This window comes from uncultured Lacinutrix sp., from assembly GCF_947500325.1.
Taxonomy (GTDB): domain Bacteria; phylum Bacteroidota; class Bacteroidia; order Flavobacteriales; family Flavobacteriaceae; genus Lacinutrix.
Window position 1 is genome coordinate 32,713 of record NZ_CANMRQ010000012.1, and the last position, 17,436, is coordinate 50,148.

The 17,436-nt window shown below is 32.6% G+C and carries 27 protein-coding genes; 25 read left to right on the forward strand and 2 right to left on the reverse strand.

Translation table 11 applies throughout. The features are described 5' to 3' along the window. The first annotated feature begins 16 nt into the window (after positions 1-16). From rplP to Q0997_RS13955, 25 genes are all read left to right on the forward strand, one after another. A complete protein-coding gene (gene rplP / locus Q0997_RS13835) occupies positions 17-436 on the forward strand; it encodes a 50S ribosomal protein L16 (RefSeq protein WP_299889857.1) in 420 nt (139 codons plus the stop codon). Positions 437-449: 13 nt separating this feature from the next. After that, a complete protein-coding gene (gene rpmC, locus Q0997_RS13840; RefSeq protein ID WP_299889859.1) occupies positions 450-641 on the forward strand; it encodes a 50S ribosomal protein L29 in 192 nt (63 codons plus the stop codon). Positions 642-653: 12 nt separating this feature from the next. Further along, entirely contained in the window at positions 654-911 is a 258-nt protein-coding gene (gene rpsQ / locus Q0997_RS13845; RefSeq protein ID WP_248027972.1) for a 30S ribosomal protein S17, read from the forward strand. A 2-nt stretch (positions 912-913) separates the two neighbouring features. Further along, positions 914-1,282 carry a 50S ribosomal protein L14 gene (gene rplN / locus Q0997_RS13850; protein WP_111659928.1) on the forward strand — a complete coding sequence of 123 codons (369 nt, stop codon included), beginning with the start codon at positions 914-916 and terminating at the stop codon, positions 1,280-1,282. Between the two features lie 13 nt (positions 1,283-1,295). Further along, complete coding sequence (gene rplX, locus Q0997_RS13855; protein WP_299889862.1) at positions 1,296-1,607, forward strand: 50S ribosomal protein L24; 312 nt, start codon at positions 1,296-1,298, stop codon at positions 1,605-1,607. A gap of 2 nt (positions 1,608-1,609) precedes the next feature. Continuing rightward, positions 1,610-2,161, forward strand: a complete 552-nt coding sequence (gene rplE, locus Q0997_RS13860; protein WP_299889864.1) for a 50S ribosomal protein L5 — start codon at positions 1,610-1,612, stop codon at positions 2,159-2,161. 3 nt (positions 2,162-2,164) lie between these two features. Beyond that, on the forward strand, positions 2,165-2,434 hold the full coding sequence (gene rpsN / locus Q0997_RS13865; protein WP_299889866.1) for a 30S ribosomal protein S14: 270 nt from the start codon (positions 2,165-2,167) through the stop codon (positions 2,432-2,434). Between the two features lie 60 nt (positions 2,435-2,494). Further along, positions 2,495-2,893 (forward strand): 30S ribosomal protein S8, encoded by a 399-nt coding sequence (rpsH, locus tag Q0997_RS13870; protein ID WP_013869030.1) that lies wholly within the window; start codon positions 2,495-2,497, stop codon positions 2,891-2,893. A gap of 18 nt (positions 2,894-2,911) precedes the next feature. Then, on the forward strand, positions 2,912-3,454 hold the full coding sequence (rplF, locus tag Q0997_RS13875) for a 50S ribosomal protein L6 (RefSeq protein ID WP_299889868.1): 543 nt from the start codon (positions 2,912-2,914) through the stop codon (positions 3,452-3,454). Positions 3,455-3,464: 10 nt separating this feature from the next. Then, on the forward strand, positions 3,465-3,821 hold the full coding sequence (rplR, locus tag Q0997_RS13880) for a 50S ribosomal protein L18 (RefSeq protein ID WP_299889870.1): 357 nt from the start codon (positions 3,465-3,467) through the stop codon (positions 3,819-3,821). A gap of 6 nt (positions 3,822-3,827) precedes the next feature. Further along, on the forward strand, positions 3,828-4,352 hold the full coding sequence (rpsE, locus tag Q0997_RS13885) for a 30S ribosomal protein S5 (RefSeq protein WP_299889871.1): 525 nt from the start codon (positions 3,828-3,830) through the stop codon (positions 4,350-4,352). A gap of 11 nt (positions 4,353-4,363) precedes the next feature. Next, positions 4,364-4,546 carry a 50S ribosomal protein L30 gene (rpmD, locus tag Q0997_RS13890; RefSeq protein WP_267678201.1) on the forward strand — a complete coding sequence of 61 codons (183 nt, stop codon included), beginning with the start codon at positions 4,364-4,366 and terminating at the stop codon, positions 4,544-4,546. Between the two features lie 12 nt (positions 4,547-4,558). Next, positions 4,559-5,011 carry a 50S ribosomal protein L15 gene (gene rplO / locus Q0997_RS13895; RefSeq protein WP_299889876.1) on the forward strand — a complete coding sequence of 151 codons (453 nt, stop codon included), beginning with the start codon at positions 4,559-4,561 and terminating at the stop codon, positions 5,009-5,011. A gap of 15 nt (positions 5,012-5,026) precedes the next feature. Beyond that, positions 5,027-6,382: a preprotein translocase subunit SecY gene (secY, locus tag Q0997_RS13900; RefSeq protein ID WP_299889878.1), complete on the forward strand. Its 1,356-nt coding sequence runs from the start codon at positions 5,027-5,029 to the stop codon at positions 6,380-6,382. 11 nt (positions 6,383-6,393) lie between these two features. After that, on the forward strand, positions 6,394-6,609 hold the full coding sequence (gene infA / locus Q0997_RS13905) for a translation initiation factor IF-1 (protein ID WP_007094967.1): 216 nt from the start codon (positions 6,394-6,396) through the stop codon (positions 6,607-6,609). Positions 6,610-6,614: 5 nt separating this feature from the next. After that, entirely contained in the window at positions 6,615-6,731 is a 117-nt protein-coding gene (ykgO, locus tag Q0997_RS13910) for a type B 50S ribosomal protein L36 (RefSeq protein ID WP_013305171.1), read from the forward strand. A 2-nt stretch (positions 6,732-6,733) separates the two neighbouring features. Further along, a complete protein-coding gene (rpsM, locus tag Q0997_RS13915; protein ID WP_299889880.1) occupies positions 6,734-7,108 on the forward strand; it encodes a 30S ribosomal protein S13 in 375 nt (124 codons plus the stop codon). Between the two features lie 112 nt (positions 7,109-7,220). Then, positions 7,221-7,604: a 30S ribosomal protein S11 gene (gene rpsK / locus Q0997_RS13920; RefSeq protein ID WP_299889882.1), complete on the forward strand. Its 384-nt coding sequence runs from the start codon at positions 7,221-7,223 to the stop codon at positions 7,602-7,604. Between the two features lie 171 nt (positions 7,605-7,775). After that, on the forward strand, positions 7,776-8,381 hold the full coding sequence (rpsD, locus tag Q0997_RS13925) for a 30S ribosomal protein S4 (RefSeq protein ID WP_299889884.1): 606 nt from the start codon (positions 7,776-7,778) through the stop codon (positions 8,379-8,381). Between the two features lie 95 nt (positions 8,382-8,476). Beyond that, on the forward strand, positions 8,477-9,469 hold the full coding sequence (locus Q0997_RS13930) for a DNA-directed RNA polymerase subunit alpha (protein WP_299889886.1): 993 nt from the start codon (positions 8,477-8,479) through the stop codon (positions 9,467-9,469). Between the two features lie 60 nt (positions 9,470-9,529). Beyond that, the gene (gene rplQ, locus Q0997_RS13935; RefSeq protein ID WP_299889888.1) at positions 9,530-9,997 is read left to right on the forward strand and encodes a 50S ribosomal protein L17; all 468 of its coding nucleotides are present in this window, start codon (positions 9,530-9,532) and stop codon (positions 9,995-9,997) included. 118 nt (positions 9,998-10,115) lie between these two features. Next, a complete protein-coding gene (gene carA, locus Q0997_RS13940) occupies positions 10,116-11,219 on the forward strand; it encodes a glutamine-hydrolyzing carbamoyl-phosphate synthase small subunit (protein WP_299889889.1) in 1,104 nt (367 codons plus the stop codon). Positions 11,220-11,368: 149 nt separating this feature from the next. Next, positions 11,369-12,661 (forward strand): phosphopyruvate hydratase, encoded by a 1,293-nt coding sequence (gene eno, locus Q0997_RS13945; RefSeq protein ID WP_299889891.1) that lies wholly within the window; start codon positions 11,369-11,371, stop codon positions 12,659-12,661. Positions 12,662-12,835: 174 nt separating this feature from the next. Further along, positions 12,836-14,122, forward strand: a complete 1,287-nt coding sequence (locus tag Q0997_RS13950) for a citrate synthase (protein ID WP_299889893.1) — start codon at positions 12,836-12,838, stop codon at positions 14,120-14,122. A gap of 61 nt (positions 14,123-14,183) precedes the next feature. Continuing rightward, positions 14,184-15,098, forward strand: a complete 915-nt coding sequence (locus Q0997_RS13955) for a dimethylarginine dimethylaminohydrolase family protein (protein WP_299889894.1) — start codon at positions 14,184-14,186, stop codon at positions 15,096-15,098. Positions 15,099-15,242: 144 nt separating this feature from the next. On the opposite strand, the gene Q0997_RS13960 is transcribed toward Q0997_RS13955, so the two are convergent. Both Q0997_RS13960 and Q0997_RS13965 read right to left on the reverse strand, forming a co-directional pair. Beyond that, the gene (locus Q0997_RS13960) at positions 15,243-16,700 is read right to left on the reverse strand and encodes a nuclear transport factor 2 family protein (protein ID WP_299889896.1); all 1,458 of its coding nucleotides are present in this window, start codon (positions 16,698-16,700) and stop codon (positions 15,243-15,245) included. Positions 16,701-16,719: 19 nt separating this feature from the next. Next, positions 16,720-17,349, reverse strand: a complete 630-nt coding sequence (locus tag Q0997_RS13965) for an O-methyltransferase (protein ID WP_299889897.1) — start codon at positions 17,347-17,349, stop codon at positions 16,720-16,722. Positions 17,350-17,436 lie beyond the last annotated feature (87 nt).

Sequence of the window (17,436 nt, forward strand, 5' to 3'; positions counted from 1 at the left end):
TTAAAGAACAAGAAAAATGTTACAGCCTAAAAGAACAAAATTTCGTAAACAACAAAAAGGACGTATGAAAGGTAATGCCGGAAGAGGGCATCAACTTTCAAATGGAACTTTTGGAATAAAATCACTAGACTCGAATTTTTTAACTTCGCGTCAAATAGAAGCAGCACGTATTGCAGCTACTCGTTACATGAAAAGAGAAGGGCAACTTTGGATTAAGATATTTCCAGACAAGCCTATTACAAAGAAACCTCTTGAAGTACGTATGGGTAAAGGTAAAGGTGGTGTAGAATATTGGGCAGCAGTAGTTAAGCCAGGTAGAGTCCTTTTTGAAATAGGAGGAGTGCCATTAGACGTTGCAAAAGAAGCATTACGTTTAGCAGCACAAAAATTACCTGTAAAAACTAAGTTTTTAATCGCTAGAGATTACGAAGCATAATTTATTTGATATTATGAAACAATCAGAAATTAAAGAATTATCTGTAGCTGAGTTACAAGATAAACTTAGTGAGACAAAAAAGAGTTATTCAGACCTAAAAATGGCACATGCAATATCTCCTTTAGATAACCCAATCCAATTACGTTCTGTAAGAAGAGACGTGGCAAGATTGGCAACGGAATTAACTAAAAGAGAATTACAATAATTCTGCTTAATGATGGAAAAAAGAAACTTAAGAAAAGAACGTATAGGAGTTGTTACAAGTAACAAAATGATGAAATCAATTGTGGTTTCTGAAGTTAAAAAAGTAAAACACCCTATGTACGGAAAGTTCGTGTTAAAAACGAAGAAATACGTTGCACACGACGAGACAAACGATTGTAACATTGGAGATACTGTAAAGATCATGGAAACAAGACCTTTAAGTAAATCTAAATGTTGGAGATTAGTTGAAATAATTGAAAGAGCGAAGTAATTATGGTACAACAAGAATCAAGACTAAAAGTAGCAGATAACACTGGAGCAAAAGAAGTATTAACAATACGTGTTCTAGGTGGTACTAAAAGAAGATACGCTTCTGTAGGTGACAAAATTGTTGTTACAGTAAAAGATGCAACTCCTAATGGAAACATTAAAAAAGGAGCTGTTTCTACTGCAGTTGTTGTACGTACAAAAAAAGAAGTAAGACGTCCAGATGGATCTTATATTAGATTCGATGATAATGCTTGTGTACTTTTAAACCCAACGGGTGAAATGAGAGGAACACGTGTATTTGGACCTGTTGCTAGAGAACTTCGTGATAAACAATTCATGAAAATTGTATCATTGGCACCAGAGGTGCTTTAATTGATAAATCAAGATGACAAAGCTTAAAATAAAATCTGGAGATACTGTAAAAGTAATTGCTGGAGATCATAAAGGATCAGAAGGGAAAGTACAAAAAGTATTAGCCGATAAGAACAAAGCGATCGTTGAGGGTGTAAACATGGTGAAGAAACACACTAAGCCAAGTGCACAGAGCCCACAAGGAGGAATCGTAGAAAAAGAAGCTCCTATTCAAATATCGAACTTATCATTGTTAACTTCTAAAGGAGAAACAACAAGAGTTGGGTATAGAATGGAAGGAGATAAGAAAGTGAGATTTTCTAAAAAATCTAATGAAGTAATATAGTTATGGCATATTCACCGAGACTTAAAGAAGAGTATAAAAGCAGAGTAATTGCAGCTCTTACAGAAGAATTTGGTTATAGTAATGTAATGCAAGTACCAAAACTAAAAAAGATAGTAGTATCTAGAGGAGTTGGTGCAGCAGTTGCAGATAAAAAATTAGTTGACTACGCAGTAGATGAACTAACAACTATAACAGGACAAAAAGCTATAGCAACACTATCTAAAAAAGATGTTGCAACTTTCAAATTACGTAAAGGTATGCCAATTGGCGCTATGGTTACGTTAAGAGGAGAAAGAATGTACGAATTTTTAGATCGTTTAGTAACTTCAGCCTTACCACGTGTAAGAGATTTTGGAGGAATTAAAGCTAAAGGTTTTGATGGAAGAGGTAACTACAATTTAGGAGTTACTGAACAAATTATATTCCCTGAAATTGATATTGATAAAATCAATAAAATCTCAGGAATGGATATTACATTTGTAACTTCTGCTGAAACAGATAAAGAAGCAAAATCATTATTAACCGAATTAGGATTACCTTTTCAAAAAAACTAAGTTATGGCTAAAGAATCAATGAAAGCCCGCGAGGTGAAAAGAGCTAAAACAGTAGCTAAATATGCTGAGAAACGTAAAGCTTTAAAAGAAGCTGGAGATTATGAAGCATTACAAAAGTTACCTAAAAATGCTTCTCCAGTACGTATGCACAATCGTTGTAAATTAACTGGAAGGCCTAAAGGTTATATGCGTAATTTTGGTATTTCTCGTGTTACATTTAGAGAGATGGCAAATCAAGGTTTAATACCTGGCGTTAAAAAAGCAAGTTGGTAAAATTATAAATTGGTCTAAGGTTCGCAATAATGCGAAAACCAAGTCCGCAAATCAATACATATGTATACAGATCCAATTGCAGATTTCTTGACTAGAATTAGAAACGCAGTGCGTGCTAATCACAGAGTTGTAGAAATTCCTGCATCAAATTTAAAAAAGGACATAACTAAAATCTTATTCGATCAAGGATATATTTTAAGTTATAAGTTCGATGATTCTTCTGTACAAGGGACTATTAAAATAGCTCTTAAGTACAATAAAGAAACAAAAGAACCAGTAATTAGAAAATTACAAAGAATCAGTAAGCCTGGTTTACGTAAATATTCTAGTTCTACTGAATTACCACGTATTCTTAACGGGTTAGGTATTGCTATCGTTTCTACTTCTCATGGAGTAATGACAGGTAAGCAAGCACAACGTGAAAATGTTGGTGGTGAAGTTTTATGTTACGTTTACTAATCTAAAAGGGAGAAAGAGATGTCAAGAATAGGAAATAACCCAGTTGCAATTCCAGAAGGAGTTACTGTAGAAGTAAAAGATAACGTAATCACAGTAAAAGGTAAAATGGGAGAATTATCTCAGCCTTATGATACTGTAGATATTAAAGTTGAAGATGCTAATGTGTCAGTAACACGTTCATCAGATAATAAAGAAAGTAAAGCTAAGCATGGTTTATACAGATCACTTGTTAACAACATGGTTGAAGGTGTATCTAAAGGATTTACCAAAGAGCTTGAGCTAGTTGGAGTAGGATATAGAGCAAGTAACCAAGGTAACAGATTAGAGTTAGCTTTAGGTTTCTCTCATAACATTGTTATGAGTATTGCACCAGAAGTGAAAGTGGAAACAGTTTCAGATAAAGGTAAAAATCCATTAATTAAGTTAACATCACATGACAAACAACTTGTTGGACAAGTAGCTGCGAAAATTCGTGGATTTAGAAAACCTGAACCTTACAAAGGAAAAGGTATTAGATTTGTAGGTGAAATAATCAGAAGAAAAGCTGGTAAATCAGCATAATAATTAAGTTATGGCGTTAACAAAAAACGAAAGAAGACTAAGAATAAAAAACAGAATCCGTAAGATTGTTTCTGGTACAGAAGCGAGACCTAGATTAGCTGTTTTTAGAAGTAATAAAGAAATTTATGCTCAAGTAGTTGATGATGTTACAGGTAAAACTTTAGCAGCAGCATCTTCAAGAGATAAAGACATTAGTTCTGCAAAAGGTAATAAGTCTGAAGTAGCTACTTTAGTAGGGAAATCAGTTGCCGAAAAAGCAATCAAAGCTGGAATTAGTACAATCTCTTTTGATAGAGGTGGATACTTATATCACGGAAGAGTAAAATCATTAGCTGAAGGAGCTAGAGAAGCAGGACTTAAATTCTAAGAAATTATGTATCAAAAATACAAAAGCGCAGAGTTAGTAAAACCAAGTGGATTAGATCTTAAAGATCGTTTAGTTGGTGTACAGAGAGTTACTAAAGTAACAAAAGGTGGTAGAGCATTTGGTTTTTCAGCAATCGTTGTGGTTGGTGATGAAGCAGGTGTTGTAGGACATGGTTTAGGAAAATCTAAAGATGTAGCAAGTGCAATTGCAAAAGCTATTGAAGATGCTAAAAAGAACCTTGTACGTATTCCTATTATTAAGGGAACATTACCACATGAACAAAAAGGTAAGTATGGTGGAGCAAGAGTAAACATCATTCCTGCAGCTCCTGGTACAGGAGTTATTGCTGGTGGAGCTGTAAGAACAGTTCTTGAAGCAGTAGGAGTACATGATGTATTATCTAAGTCTCAAGGATCATCAAACCCACATAATGTAGTAAAAGCTACTTTTGATGCATTATTGCAATTAAGAAGTGCTCAAACTATTGCTCGTGAGAGAGGTATTTCATTAGAGAAAGTTTTTAACGGTTAATATTTACAGAAATGGCAAAAATAAAAGTAACAAAAGTTAAGAGCGCAATCAATCGTACTAAAAGACAAAAGTTAACATTATTAGCTTTAGGTTTAAAAAAGATTGGTCAAACTGTTGAGCACGAAAACACTCCTAATATTTTAGGAATGGTAAGAAAAGTTAATCACTTAGTTTCTGTAGAAGAAACTAAATAACAATATACTGAAATGAATTTAAGTAATTTAAAACCTGCAGAAGGTTCAGTAAAAAACCAAGGTAAAAGAATAGGTAGAGGACAAGGTTCTGGTAAAGGTGGTACTGCTACACGTGGTCACAAAGGAGCAAAGTCTCGTTCTGGTTATTCTAAGAAGGTAGGTTTTGAAGGTGGTCAAATGCCTATTCAAAGACGTGTACCTAAGTTTGGTTTTACAAACATCAACCGTAAAGAATATCAAGGAATAAACTTAGATACTTTACAACAATTAGTTGATGATAAGAAAATTAAAGATACATTAGACTTTGATACTATCGTTTCTTTAGGTTTAGCTGGAAAGAATGAACTAGTGAAAATCTTAGGAAGAGGAGAATTAAAAGCTAAATTAAATGTAACTGCACATAAATTTACTGCTACTGCTAAAGCTGCTATTGAAGCTGCTGGTGGAGAAGCAGGAACTTTATAAGACCTATTAAAGAATATGAAAATTATAGAAACGTTAAAGAATGTTTGGAAAATTGAGGAGCTAAGAAACCGAATCATATTTACATTAGGTTTATTATTAGTATACCGTTTTGGAGCACAAGTTGTACTTCCTGGTATAGATGCAGCTCAATTAACTAATTTACAAAATGAAGCTGGCGGTGGTGGTATTTTTGGTTTATTAAATGCCTTTACAGGTGGAGCATTTGCAAATGCTTCAGTATTTGCATTAGGTATTATGCCTTATATCTCCGCTTCAATTGTAGTGCAATTAATGGGAATAGCAATTCCTTATTTACAAAAATTACAAAAGGAAGGTGCTAGTGGGCAAAAGAAAATTACGCAAATCACGCGTTGGTTGACTATTGGTATTTGTTTAGTACAAGCGCCAGGTTATTTAGCTAGTTTAGGCCCAATGTTTGGTATTCCAGATTCTGCATTCTTGTTAGGTCAAGGTGGCGTATTCTATTTCTCATCTATAGTAATTCTAGTAACTGGCTGTATTTTTGCAATGTGGTTAGGTGAAAAAATTACAGATAAAGGAATTGGTAATGGTATTTCATTATTAATTATGGTAGGTATTATTGCTACATTACCAAAATCATTTTTACAAAATGCAGCATCTAGATTAGATACTGGAAATAATGTAATGATGATTCTTTTTGAAATGGTTATATGGTTTGCTATTATCGCAGCATCAATTCTATTAGTAATGGCAGTTAGAAAAATAGCTGTACAATATGCTAGAAGATCTGCAACTGGAGGTTATGAGAAAAATGTATTTGGAGGAGCGAGACAGTTTATTCCATTAAAGCTTAATGCTTCTGGAGTTATGCCAATTATCTTTGCTCAAGCAATTATGTTTGTTCCAGGTTTAATTGGAGGATCATCTTTATTAAAAGATACTTCTGCTGGAGCTTGGATGCAAGCTAACTTTTCTGATATGTTTGGATTTTGGTATAATTTAGTATTCGCTTTATTAATTATAATATTTACATATTTCTATACGGCGATTACAGTACCAACAAACAAAATGGCAGACGATTTAAAACGTAGTGGTGGTTTTATTCCTGGTATTCGTCCAGGTTCTGAAACTTCAGAATATTTAGACAAAATTATGTCTCAAATTACACTACCTGGTTCTATATTCTTAGCTTTAATAGCTGTGTTCCCAGCATTTGTATTTAAGCTAATGGGTGTGCAATCTGGTTGGGCATTGTTTTTTGGAGGTACATCACTTTTAATTATGGTTGGAGTTGCAATTGACACTATGCAACAAGTAAATTCTTACTTGTTAAATAGACACTATGACGGCTTAATGAAAACTGGTAAAAATAGAAAAGCAGTAGCTTAATATATTATACTATGGCAAAACAAGCAGCAATAGAACAAGACGGAACAATAATAGAAGCATTATCTAATGCTATGTTTCGTGTTGAATTAGAGAATGGTCACATTGTGACAGCACACATATCTGGTAAAATGCGTATGCATTACATTAAATTGTTACCAGGTGATAAAGTAAAATTAGAAATGAGTCCTTACGATTTAACTAAGGCTCGAATAACTTATAGATACTAAGACTTATGAAAGTAAGAGCATCAGTTAAAAAAAGAAGTGCAGATTGTAAGATCGTACGAAGAAAAGGCAGACTTTACGTCATTAACAAAAAGAATCCTAGATTCAAACAAAGACAAGGGTAATTATGGCAAGAATTGCAGGTGTAGACATACCAAAACAGAAAAGAGGAGTAATCTCTTTAACTTATATCTACGGAGTAGGTAGAAGTAGAGCAGTAGAAATTTTAGCAACAGCTAAAGTAGACGAAAGCATCAAAGTACAGGATTGGACAGATGATCAAATTGGAGCAATCCGTGAAGCTGTTGGAACATATACTATTGAAGGTGAATTACGTTCTGAAACACAATTAAACATTAAGCGATTAATGGATATTGGATGTTACAGAGGTATTCGTCATAGAGCTGGTTTACCTTTAAGAGGTCAACGTACTAAAAACAATTCTAGAACTAGAAAAGGTAGAAGAAAAACAGTTGCTAATAAGAAGAAAGCAACTAAATAATAATAAGAAATTTAGTCTTTAGTGTTTAGACGTTGGAAAGAATCTGTTTGAAATTTTATGTAGGTTTAGGATTCTAGCGACTATCAACTAATAAACTAAGAACTAGAAAAACATGGCAAAGACAAGTACTAAAAAACGTAAAGTTATAGTTGAATCTGTAGGTGAAGCTCACATTACTGCTTCTTTCAACAATATCATTATCTCTCTTACTAACAAAAAAGGTGACGTAATTTCATGGTCATCTGCAGGTAAAATGGGATTTAGAGGTTCTAAAAAGAACACACCATATGCAGCTCAGTTATGTGCTGAAGATGCTTCAGGAGTAGCTAAAGAAGCTGGTTTAAAGAAAGTAAAAGTATACGTAAAAGGACCAGGAAATGGTAGAGAATCTGCTATTCGTTCTATCCACAATTCAGGAATTGAAGTAACAGAAATTATTGATGTTACTCCATTACCTCACAATGGATGTCGTCCTCCAAAACGTAGAAGAGTATAATTTATATATTTTATAAAAATTAATATCAGCTATATTACATAGCTGATGTTGTTTTTTTATGTAAATTTGCAAACTGAAAAAATAATTAACAAGTATCAACGAGAGATCAACGATTATCGAAGGATAAGATTAAGACCTTAATTCATAATCACTCTCAAAAAACAATTAGAAATGGCAAGATATACTGGTCCTAAAACTAAAATAGCTCGTAAATTTGGCGAGGCAATCTTTGGAGAAGATAAAGCTTTTGAAAAAAGAAATTATCCTCCAGGACAACACGGAAACAATAGAAGACGTGGAAAAAAATCTGAATATGCAATCCAATTAATGGAAAAGCAAAAGGCTAAATATACATATGGTGTATTAGAGCGTCAATTCAGAAACATGTTTAAAAAAGCAACTGCAGCACCTGGAATTACAGGTGAAGTATTGTTACAATTATGTGAATCTCGTTTAGATAACGTAGTATTCAGAATGGGTATCGCTCCTTCAAGAAGTGCTGGTAGACAATTAGTATCTCACAGACATATTACAGTAAATGGTGAATTAGTAAATGTTCCTTCTTACCAATTAAAAGCTGGAGATGTTGTAGCTGTAAGAGAAAAGTCTAAGTCGCTTGAAACTATTGAGAGATCTTTATCTAACTCAAGTAATGTATTCGAGTGGATTACATGGAACAGTGAGAAAAAAGAAGGGACTTATGTTTCTATTCCTGCTAGAATCCAAATTCCAGAAAACATTAACGAGCAATTCATCGTAGAATTATACTCTAAATAATAAATTAATCATATTGGTATTTGGCCAAAGGATTTATTTGTCTTCTTCAAACTTATAGATCGCGCAACCAAATAACAATTAAAACGAAGAAAAATATGGCAGTATTCAATTTTCAGAAGCCCGACAAAGTAATAATGATTGATTCTACTGATTTCGAAGGTAAATTCGAATTCAGACCATTAGAACCAGGTTACGGTTTAACAGTAGGAAATGCTCTTAGAAGAGTTTTATTATCTTCTTTAGAAGGATTTGCAATTACATCTGTTAGAATAGAAGGCGTGGATCACGAATTTTCAACAATGGCTGGTGTAGTAGAAGATGTTACTGAAATTATTTTGAACTTAAAACAAATGCGTTTTAAGCGTCAAATAGAAGATGTAGATAACGAATCTGTTTCTATATCTATTTCAGGTCAAGATAAAATTACAGCAGGTGATTTTCAGAAATTCATTTCAGGTTTCCAAGTATTAAATTCAGAATTAGTAATCTGTAACTTAGATCCTAAGGTGAATGTTTCTATGGAAATTACAATTGAAAAGGGAAGAGGTTATGTTCCTGCAGAAGAAAATAAAAAGGCTTCAGCTCCAATAGGAACAATCTTTACAGATTCAATTTATACACCAATAAAAAATGTTAAGTATAGTATTGAGAACTACCGTGTAGAGCAAAAGACAGATTACGAAAAATTAGTTTTCGAAATCCAATCTGATGGTTCTATTACGCCTCAAGATGCTTTAACAGAAGCAGCAAAAACATTAATTCACCACTTCATGTTATTCTCTGATGAGCGTATCACATTAGAAGCTGATGAAATTGCACAAACTGAAACTTATGATGAAGAATCACTTCACATGAGACAGTTACTTAAAACTAAGTTAGTAGATATGGATTTATCTGTACGTGCACTTAACTGTTTAAAAGCTGCTGAAGTAGATACTTTAGGAGACTTAGTATCATTCAATAAAAATGATTTAATGAAGTTCCGTAACTTCGGTAAGAAATCTTTAACAGAGCTAGAAGAATTAGTGAATGTTAAAGGTCTTAATTTCGGGATGGACTTATCAAAATACAAACTAGATAAAGACTAATACATCATATTTTGCTCCTTGAAAGAGAGTTGAGCAAGATGGTGATTAAAACAAAATGTCATGAGACACGGAAAAAAAGTAAACCACTTAGGTAGACAAACTGCTCATAGAAAAGCAATGTTAGCAAACATGGCTTGTTCTTTAATAGAGCACAAACGTATCAACACTACAGTTGCTAAAGCAAAAGCTTTAAAACAATTCGTTGAGCCAATGATTACAAAATCTAAACAAGATACTACACATAATCGTCGTATAGTATTTTCAAGATTACGTCAAAAAGAAGCTGTTACAGAATTATTTAGAGATATAGCTGCTAAAGTTGGTGATCGTCCAGGTGGTTACACACGTATTATCAAGTTAGGTAATCGTTTAGGAGATAATGCTGATATGGCAATGATTGAGTTAGTAGATTATAATGAAATCTATAACGCAGATAAAAAAGCTAAGAAAACTACACGTAGAAGTCGTAGAGGAGGAAAAGCTACTGCTGCACCAGCTCAAACGCAAGCTTCAAACGAAGAAGAATAATGTTAATAAGCATTTAATATATAAAGGATAAACTATTTTAGTTTATCCTTTTTTTTTTAGATTTTTGCAAAACTTTTGTTCACCGTGTTAACGGAAATAAGAATACACAACTACTATAATGAAATATCAAAAATTAAAAAAAGCATTAATCCTATTAGCAGATGGAACAATTTTTCACGGGAAAGCTGTAGGTAAAGAAGGAAGTGCATTTGGAGAGGTTTGTTTCAATACTGGAATGACTGGTTACCAAGAAATCTTTACAGATCCATCCTATTATGGACAATTAATGGTAACTACCAATGCACATATTGGTAATTACGGAGTAAATAAAAATGAAGTAGAATCAGATTCTATTAAAATAGCAGGTCTTATTTGTAAGAACTTTAGTTACGAGTTTTCTCGTGATGATTCAGATGGTTCTTTAGAAGATTTTCTTAATGAAAATAATTTATTAGCAATATCTGATGTAGATACTCGTGCATTAGTAGCATATATTCGTGATAACGGAGCTATGAATGCTGTTATTTCAACAGATATAGATAATATTGACGGTCTTAAAAAAGAATTAGCAGCTACACCAGATATGAATGGTTTAGAATTGGCTTCAAAAGTATCAACTAAAGTACCATATTTTGTTGGTGATGAAAATGCCGAAATTAAAATCGCTGCTTTGGATATAGGTATTAAAAAGAATATATTACGTAACCTATCTAAAAGAGGTGCTTACATAAAAGTGTTTCCATATAATTCTACTTTTGATGAATTAAGTGCATGGAATCCTAATGGTTATTTTCTATCTAATGGACCTGGAGACCCAGAACCTTTAGTAGAAGCGCAAGCATTAGCTAAAGAAGTTATAGAAAGAGATTTACCATTATTTGGTATTTGTTTAGGACATCAAGTTATTGCGTTAGCAAATGGTATTTCTACTTATAAAATGCATAATGGGCATAGAGGTATAAACCATCCAGTTAAAAACTTAGTTACTGGTAAAGGTGAGATTACTTCTCAAAATCATGGGTTTGCCATTAATAGGGAAGAGACAGAAGCTCATAGTGATGTAGAAATTACTCATGTACATTTAAATGATGATACAGTAGCAGGAATTAAAATGAAATCTAAAAATGTATTTTCTGTACAATATCATCCAGAAGCTAGTCCTGGACCACACGATTCATCATATTTATTTGATGAATTTATTAATAATATAAAATCTAAATAATATAAAAAAGGCAATAAAAATATAGTTTTATTGCCTTTCTTATTTTACTAAAACGTTATAGAGTAAAATTTCAATATTTCTGAAAGGAAAACTATTTACAACCCAGAATTTAACTGTAAATTTGGGGTTTATTAAAATAAAATCAACTTATGAGTATTATAATCAACGTTCACGCAAGACAAATTTTCGATTCAAGAGGTAATCCTACAGTAGAAGTAGATGTAGAGACAGAAAACGGATATGTTGGAAGAGCAGCAGTGCCTTCTGGAGCATCAACTGGAGAACATGAAGCTGTAGAACTTAGAGATGGTGGTGATAAATTTATGGGCAAAGGCGTTACTAAAGCTGTAGATAATGTAAATTCTATTCTTGCTGAAGAGCTTTTAGGAGTAAATGTATTTGAACAAAATTATATTGATACTTTAATGTGTGAGATAGATGGTACTCCAAACAAATCTAAATTAGGAGCGAATGCTATTTTAGGAGTGTCATTAGCAGTTGCTAAAGCAGCAGCAGCAGAACTTGGTATGCCATTATATAGATATGTTGGAGGTGTTAGTGCCAACACACTTCCAGTACCAATGATGAATATTATAAATGGAGGATCGCATAGTGATGCACCAATAGCATTTCAAGAGTTTATGGTAATGCCTGTAAAAGCAGATAATTTTTCTCATGCTTTACAAATGGGAACCGAAATTTTTCATAATTTAAAGAAAGTATTACATGATAGAAACCTAAGTACTGCAGTTGGTGATGAAGGTGGTTTTGCTCCAACTTTAGATGGTACAGAAGATGCTTTAGATACTATTGCTATAGCTGTAAAAAACGCAGGTTATACTTTAGGAGATGATATTATGATTGCTTTAGATTGTGCAGCAGCAGAGTTTTATGTAGACGGAAAATACGATTATACAAAATTTGAAGGAGAATCAGGAAAAGAAAGAACAAGTAAAGAGCAAGCAGACTATTTAGCAGAATTATCTCGTAATTATCCAATTATCTCTATAGAAGATGGTATGGATGAAAATGATTGGGAAGGCTGGAAATATTTAACAGAACAAATTGGAGATAAAGTACAATTAGTTGGAGACGACTTATATGTTACTAATGTAGAGCGTTTATCTAAAGGAATTAGTCAAGATATAGCCAATTCTATTTTAATTAAAGTAAACCAAATAGGAACTTTAACAGAGACAATTGCTGCTGTAAATATGGCGCATAATGCAGGCTATACTTCTGTAATGTCACATAGATCTGGTGAAACAGAAGATAATACTATTGCAGATTTAGCTGTAGCGTTAAATTGTGGGCAAATAAAAACAGGTTCTGCTTCACGTAGTGATCGTATGGCAAAATACAATCAGTTAATACGTATTGAAGAAGAACTAGGAAACGTAGCTTATTATCCTAAAGAAAAAGCCTTTAAAGTAAAGCAGTAATATTTTATTAAATACAATTAAAAGCGATTATTTATTTTATAATAATCGCTTTTTTTATGCCATAACTTTTAACAATATTATAATTGTTAAATCCTTTGTTAACTAATTGGATAAATCGCGACTTATTTTGTAAATTAGCAATCCGCAAAAAAACAAGAAAATTCAAATAAAAATATGTCAAAAACTGCTACGCTAGAAATAGATGGACAAAAGTACGAGTTTCCTCTTATTACAGGAACAGAAAATGAAGTTGCAATAGATGTAAAAACCCTTAGAGGAGCTACGGGTGGTATCACAACAATAGACCCAGGTTATAAAAATACTGGTTCTTGTGAAAGTGGTATTACATTTTTAAATGGAGAAGAAGGTATCTTAAGGTACCGAGGGTATGCTATTGAAGATTTAGCAGAAAAAGCAGATTTTCTTGAAGTTGCGTATTTATTAATTTTTGGTGAATTACCAAATAAAGAACAGTTGGATAAGTTTCATGCAGATATTAAAGAAGAATCTGTAGTTGATGACGATATTAAGAAAATATTAGATGCTTTTCCTAAAGCAGCACATCCAATGGGAGTGTTATCTTCTTTAACAAGTGCTTTAACAGCATTTAATCCTTCTTCAGTAAACGTAGATTCTGAAGAAGATATGTATAAGACTGTTGTGAAGATCATGGGGAAATTTCCTGTATTAGTAGCTTGGACTATGCGTAAGAAAAGTGGTTTACCATTAAATTATGGAGATAATTCATTAGGCTATGTTGAGAACATTTTAAAAATGATGTTCGAAAAACCAAATGAAGAATACAAGCAAAATGAAATACTAGTAAATGCTTTAGACAAATTATTAATCTTGCATGCAGATCATGAACAAAACTGTTCTACATCTACAGTAAGAATTGTAGGGTCTTCTCATGCTGGTTTATTTGCATCTTTATCTTCGGGGATTTCTGCCCTTTGGGGACCATTACACGGTGGAGCTAATCAAGCAGTTCTAGAAATGCTAGAAGCTATCAAAGAAGATGGAGGCGATACTAAAAAGTTTATGGCTAAAGCTAAAGATAAAGCAGATCCTTTCCGCTTAATGGGCTTTGGGCATAGAGTTTATAAAAACTTTGATCCAAGAGCTAAAATTATTAAAGTAGCTGCAGACGAAGTGCTAGGTGATTTAGGTATTGAAGATCCAGTATTAGATATAGCAAAAGGATTAGCTTCTGAAGCATTAAGTGATGAGTATTTTGTAAAACGTAAGTTATATCCAAATGTAGATTTCTATTCTGGAATAATTTATAGAGCTATGGGAATACCTGTAGAAATGTTTACAGTAATGTTTGCTTTAGGTCGTTTACCAGGTTGGATTGCACAATGGAAAGAAATGAGAGCACGTAAGGAGCCAATTGGACGTCCAAGACAAGTTTATATTGGAGAAAATTATAGAGCATTTAAAGCTTTAGACAAAAGATAAAATTAAAATTTTATATACTAAGCTTCATAAGAAATTATGAAGCTTTTTTTATATTTACGCTATGCTAAAACTAAACGTAAAAAACGAAACTTCACGCTTAAGAGCTGTTGTTTTAGGTACTGCAAAAAGTAATGGTCCAACTCCAAAAGCAGAAGATTGTTACGATCCCAAAAGTAAATTACATGTCTTAGCTGGAACCTATCCAGTTGAAGAAGATATGGTAAATGAAATGGAAGCCGTAGCTGCCGTTTTTAAAAAGTACGACGTTCAGGTATTTAGACCTGAAATTATTGAAAATTATAATCAAATATTTTCAAGAGATATTGCATTTGTAATTGATGATAAATTAGTTAAAGCAAATATTTTACCAGATCGTGAACGTGAATACGAAGCAATACAACATGTTTTAGATCAAATTAATCCTGAAAAGATTATTGAATTACCAGAAGAATGTCATGTCGAAGGTGGCGATGTCATGCCTTGGGATAATTATATTTTTATTGGAACATATTCTGGAGAAGATTATCCAGATTATATTACAGCACGAACTAATACAGATGCTGTAATCGCTTTACAAGAACAATTTCCAGATAGAATAGTAAAAGCCTTTGAGCTTAGAAAAGATAATGTAGATCCTAAAGAAAACGCATTACATTTAGACTGTTGTTTTCAGCCTATTGGAACAGATAAAGCCATATTACATAAAAACGGATTTCTAGTAGATCGTGAATATGAATGGTTGGTGGATTATTTTGGAAAAGACAACATTTTTGAAATTACAAAAGAGGAGATGTATAATATGAATAGTAATATATTCTCTATCTCTGAAGACGTTATTATTTCTGAACAAAACTTCACACGTTTAAATACTTGGTTAAGAGAAAAAGGATTTACAGTAGAAGAAGTACCTTATGCAGAAATTGCAAAGCAAGAAGGTTTGTTACGTTGCAGTACAATGCCTTTGATTCGTGATTAAGTTTCAGTATTTCGTTTAGCGGTTTTTACCCAACTACTTTTCAGGTTTAAGTATACTTTAATAAAACGAAAAAACGGTTCAAGTTTCCACTTAAACCGCTATAGCTTATACACTATCTTGTGTACCGTTTTTTATTCTTTATGTTTAGAATTTTCCGTTATTATTTTTCCATTCTGATTGTGATGGAATAGTACTAATTACATCCCAATGTTCTACTATTTTCCCATCTTCAAGTCTAAATAAATCGTAAAATGCAGTATGCTCGCCTTTATCAAACTTCCCTTCACTTATTGAAAGAACAAAATTTCCTTCGCCTAATACTTTGTGTAGTTTAGTATATTCCATAACAAGTCCGTTTTCTGCAAAATATTTCATTGCTGCACCAAAACCATCTAAACCATCTGCAACGGCAGGATTGTGTTGTAAGTATTTTTCAGGATTGATATATGTAGTCAACTTGTCCATTTCGTGACCTAGCAATACTTTTTCAATAAAATTGGCAACTATTTTTTTATTAGCTTCAGTTTTGTCTAAATCTTTGATTTCGGTTGCTCCGTCAAATTGTGTTCTGCCGCTTGGATTTGGTTTTTGAACCTCCAACAAATTATCCCAATGCTCTACAATAAGTCCGTTTTCAAATCTAAAAACATCAAAACCAGCTTTTGGTCCAAAAAAATCATATTCTGTATGTGTAAATACATATTCTCCATCTTCAAAAGCTCTAATTACATTAGCTTTAAAACCTCCTTCTGGTGCATTTTGCATTACAGCTCCAAAACCAGCTAAACCATCAGCAACTCCTAGGTTGTGCTGTATGTACTTTTCAGGATTGATGTAAGAAATTGGTGTTTTGTCTCCATTATTAAAACTATTTAATAATGCAACTACTTTGTTTTTGTTTGTCATTTCTGTTTCTTTTAAATAAGTGAGTACTTGAGAACGAGTCATAACTATTGAAGGTTGGTTCATCATTCCCATAAATTCTTTTGAAGTGGAATTATTCATAAATGGCTGTAAATAAGCATTTGAGTCTTCTTGAGTATCCCAATAGATTAATACAACTTGTTTTCCTGATTCATCAACACCTGTTATACGTTGTATAAATCCTTTTTGAGTAGCTGTTTTATCTGCTACTTTCTCGTTTATTGCATTGAATGCTGTTTTGTCAATATTATCATTCAAATTAAAAGACATCATTTCTATAAACTTACTATTATTTGCATTAAAATCCGTATTGATAGTATAACGATTCATTTTCATTGTAGAACCTTCAATCATACTTGCATAATCTGCAACTGAGACATCTCCCATAAATTTTTTCATTGATGCTTCTGCATCTGTCATAGTTTTCCAATAAACTATTACTGTATAAACTCCATTTTCATTAACACCGCTTTCGCGTCTAATAAAACCAGGTTGTTTGCTTGTGAAATTATCTTGAATTTTTGAGTCTAGCTTATTAAATGTTTGGCTATTTGCTGTTGTTTTAAGTGAAAAAGTGGTTACTTCTAATACTGTATTCTTCATTTTTTTTTCTTTGTTTCCGCAGCTTACTAAACCTATTAATACAGTAAGCATTAAGATGATTTTTGTGATTTTCATTCTTTATTGATTTTAATGGTTATAAAAATTTGCTTAAATACACTTTCCCATTTTGAATAGATTGTGTGTTATATTCATTCTTTTTACTTAATAAATAGCTCGCATAATTATGCGTGTCAGACATATCCATATTATCTGCGTAGATTAAAGTACCTTTATTAAATAGAGGTTCTAATAGCTGAAAAAGCGGTAGGTATAAATTTTTCCAGCCATCGAGAAATAAAAAATCGATTGGTTTCGAAAGCGTTTTAAGAGTCTCCATAGCATCGCCAATTCGTATTTCAACGTAATCGCTTAAACCTACATCATCAATATTCTGTTTAGCTTTTATTGCTTTGCTTTCTAATAGTTCAGTAGTAATTACTTTTCCGTCAGTTGTACGAACAGCATCTGCTAAATAAATTGTTGAAATTCCAAAAGATGTACCAAATTCTACAACATTTTTAAAGTTATTTTCTATGATTATTTTGCTTATTTCTTTGCCTTGCTCTCTAGAAATAGGAAGGTATGCGTCTTTAAAATCGTCGGGCTGCATTGGACGGAACATAGATTTTATTATTCCTTTACCCATTCGCATAAAGTCATTTTTTGCATCACTGTGTAGGACGTCTAATTTTTGACTTACTCTATTTATATATAATGTACTCATTTATAGTTTTTATTTAATGTTGTTACAAAAGTACTTGCACAGTTAAATTATTTAACTATAAAAAAAAGATTAAAGACTGTAAAAATG

Excerpts from the sequence above, each read along its gene's own strand:
- rpmC (WP_299889859.1), top strand. The coding sequence starts at position 450 with ATGAAACAATCAGAAATTAAAGAATTATCTGTAGCTGAGTTACAAGAT.
- rpsQ (WP_248027972.1), top strand. The coding sequence starts at position 654 with ATGGAAAAAAGAAACTTAAGAAAAGAACGTATAGGAGTTGTTACAAGT.
- rplE (WP_299889864.1), top strand. The coding sequence starts at position 1,610 with ATGGCATATTCACCGAGACTTAAAGAAGAGTATAAAAGCAGAGTAATT.
- ykgO (WP_013305171.1), top strand. The coding sequence starts at position 6,615 with ATGAAAGTAAGAGCATCAGTTAAAAAAAGAAGTGCAGATTGTAAGATC.
- carA (WP_299889889.1), top strand. The coding sequence starts at position 10,116 with ATGAAATATCAAAAATTAAAAAAAGCATTAATCCTATTAGCAGATGGA.
- secY (WP_299889878.1), top strand. The coding sequence starts at position 5,027 with ATGAAAATTATAGAAACGTTAAAGAATGTTTGGAAAATTGAGGAGCTA.
- infA (WP_007094967.1), top strand. The coding sequence starts at position 6,394 with ATGGCAAAACAAGCAGCAATAGAACAAGACGGAACAATAATAGAAGCA.
- Q0997_RS13930 (WP_299889886.1), top strand. The coding sequence starts at position 8,477 with ATGGCAGTATTCAATTTTCAGAAGCCCGACAAAGTAATAATGATTGAT.
- rplQ (WP_299889888.1), top strand. The coding sequence starts at position 9,530 with ATGAGACACGGAAAAAAAGTAAACCACTTAGGTAGACAAACTGCTCAT.
- rplP (WP_299889857.1), top strand. The coding sequence starts at position 17 with ATGTTACAGCCTAAAAGAACAAAATTTCGTAAACAACAAAAAGGACGT.
- rplN (WP_111659928.1), top strand. The coding sequence starts at position 914 with ATGGTACAACAAGAATCAAGACTAAAAGTAGCAGATAACACTGGAGCA.
- rplR (WP_299889870.1), top strand. The coding sequence starts at position 3,465 with ATGGCGTTAACAAAAAACGAAAGAAGACTAAGAATAAAAAACAGAATC.
- rplX (WP_299889862.1), top strand. The coding sequence starts at position 1,296 with ATGACAAAGCTTAAAATAAAATCTGGAGATACTGTAAAAGTAATTGCT.
- rpsM (WP_299889880.1), top strand. The coding sequence starts at position 6,734 with ATGGCAAGAATTGCAGGTGTAGACATACCAAAACAGAAAAGAGGAGTA.
- rplO (WP_299889876.1), top strand. The coding sequence starts at position 4,559 with ATGAATTTAAGTAATTTAAAACCTGCAGAAGGTTCAGTAAAAAACCAA.
- rpsN (WP_299889866.1), top strand. The coding sequence starts at position 2,165 with ATGGCTAAAGAATCAATGAAAGCCCGCGAGGTGAAAAGAGCTAAAACA.
- rplF (WP_299889868.1), top strand. The coding sequence starts at position 2,912 with ATGTCAAGAATAGGAAATAACCCAGTTGCAATTCCAGAAGGAGTTACT.
- Q0997_RS13950 (WP_299889893.1), top strand. The coding sequence starts at position 12,836 with ATGTCAAAAACTGCTACGCTAGAAATAGATGGACAAAAGTACGAGTTT.
- rpsH (WP_013869030.1), top strand. The coding sequence starts at position 2,495 with ATGTATACAGATCCAATTGCAGATTTCTTGACTAGAATTAGAAACGCA.
- Q0997_RS13955 (WP_299889894.1), top strand. The coding sequence starts at position 14,184 with ATGCTAAAACTAAACGTAAAAAACGAAACTTCACGCTTAAGAGCTGTT.
- rpsE (WP_299889871.1), top strand. The coding sequence starts at position 3,828 with ATGTATCAAAAATACAAAAGCGCAGAGTTAGTAAAACCAAGTGGATTA.
- rpsD (WP_299889884.1), top strand. The coding sequence starts at position 7,776 with ATGGCAAGATATACTGGTCCTAAAACTAAAATAGCTCGTAAATTTGGC.
- rpsK (WP_299889882.1), top strand. The coding sequence starts at position 7,221 with ATGGCAAAGACAAGTACTAAAAAACGTAAAGTTATAGTTGAATCTGTA.
- Q0997_RS13965 (WP_299889897.1), bottom strand. The coding sequence starts at position 17,349 with ATGAGTACATTATATATAAATAGAGTAAGTCAAAAATTAGACGTCCTA.
- eno (WP_299889891.1), top strand. The coding sequence starts at position 11,369 with ATGAGTATTATAATCAACGTTCACGCAAGACAAATTTTCGATTCAAGA.
- Q0997_RS13960 (WP_299889896.1), bottom strand. The coding sequence starts at position 16,700 with ATGAAAATCACAAAAATCATCTTAATGCTTACTGTATTAATAGGTTTA.
- rpmD (WP_267678201.1), top strand. The coding sequence starts at position 4,364 with ATGGCAAAAATAAAAGTAACAAAAGTTAAGAGCGCAATCAATCGTACT.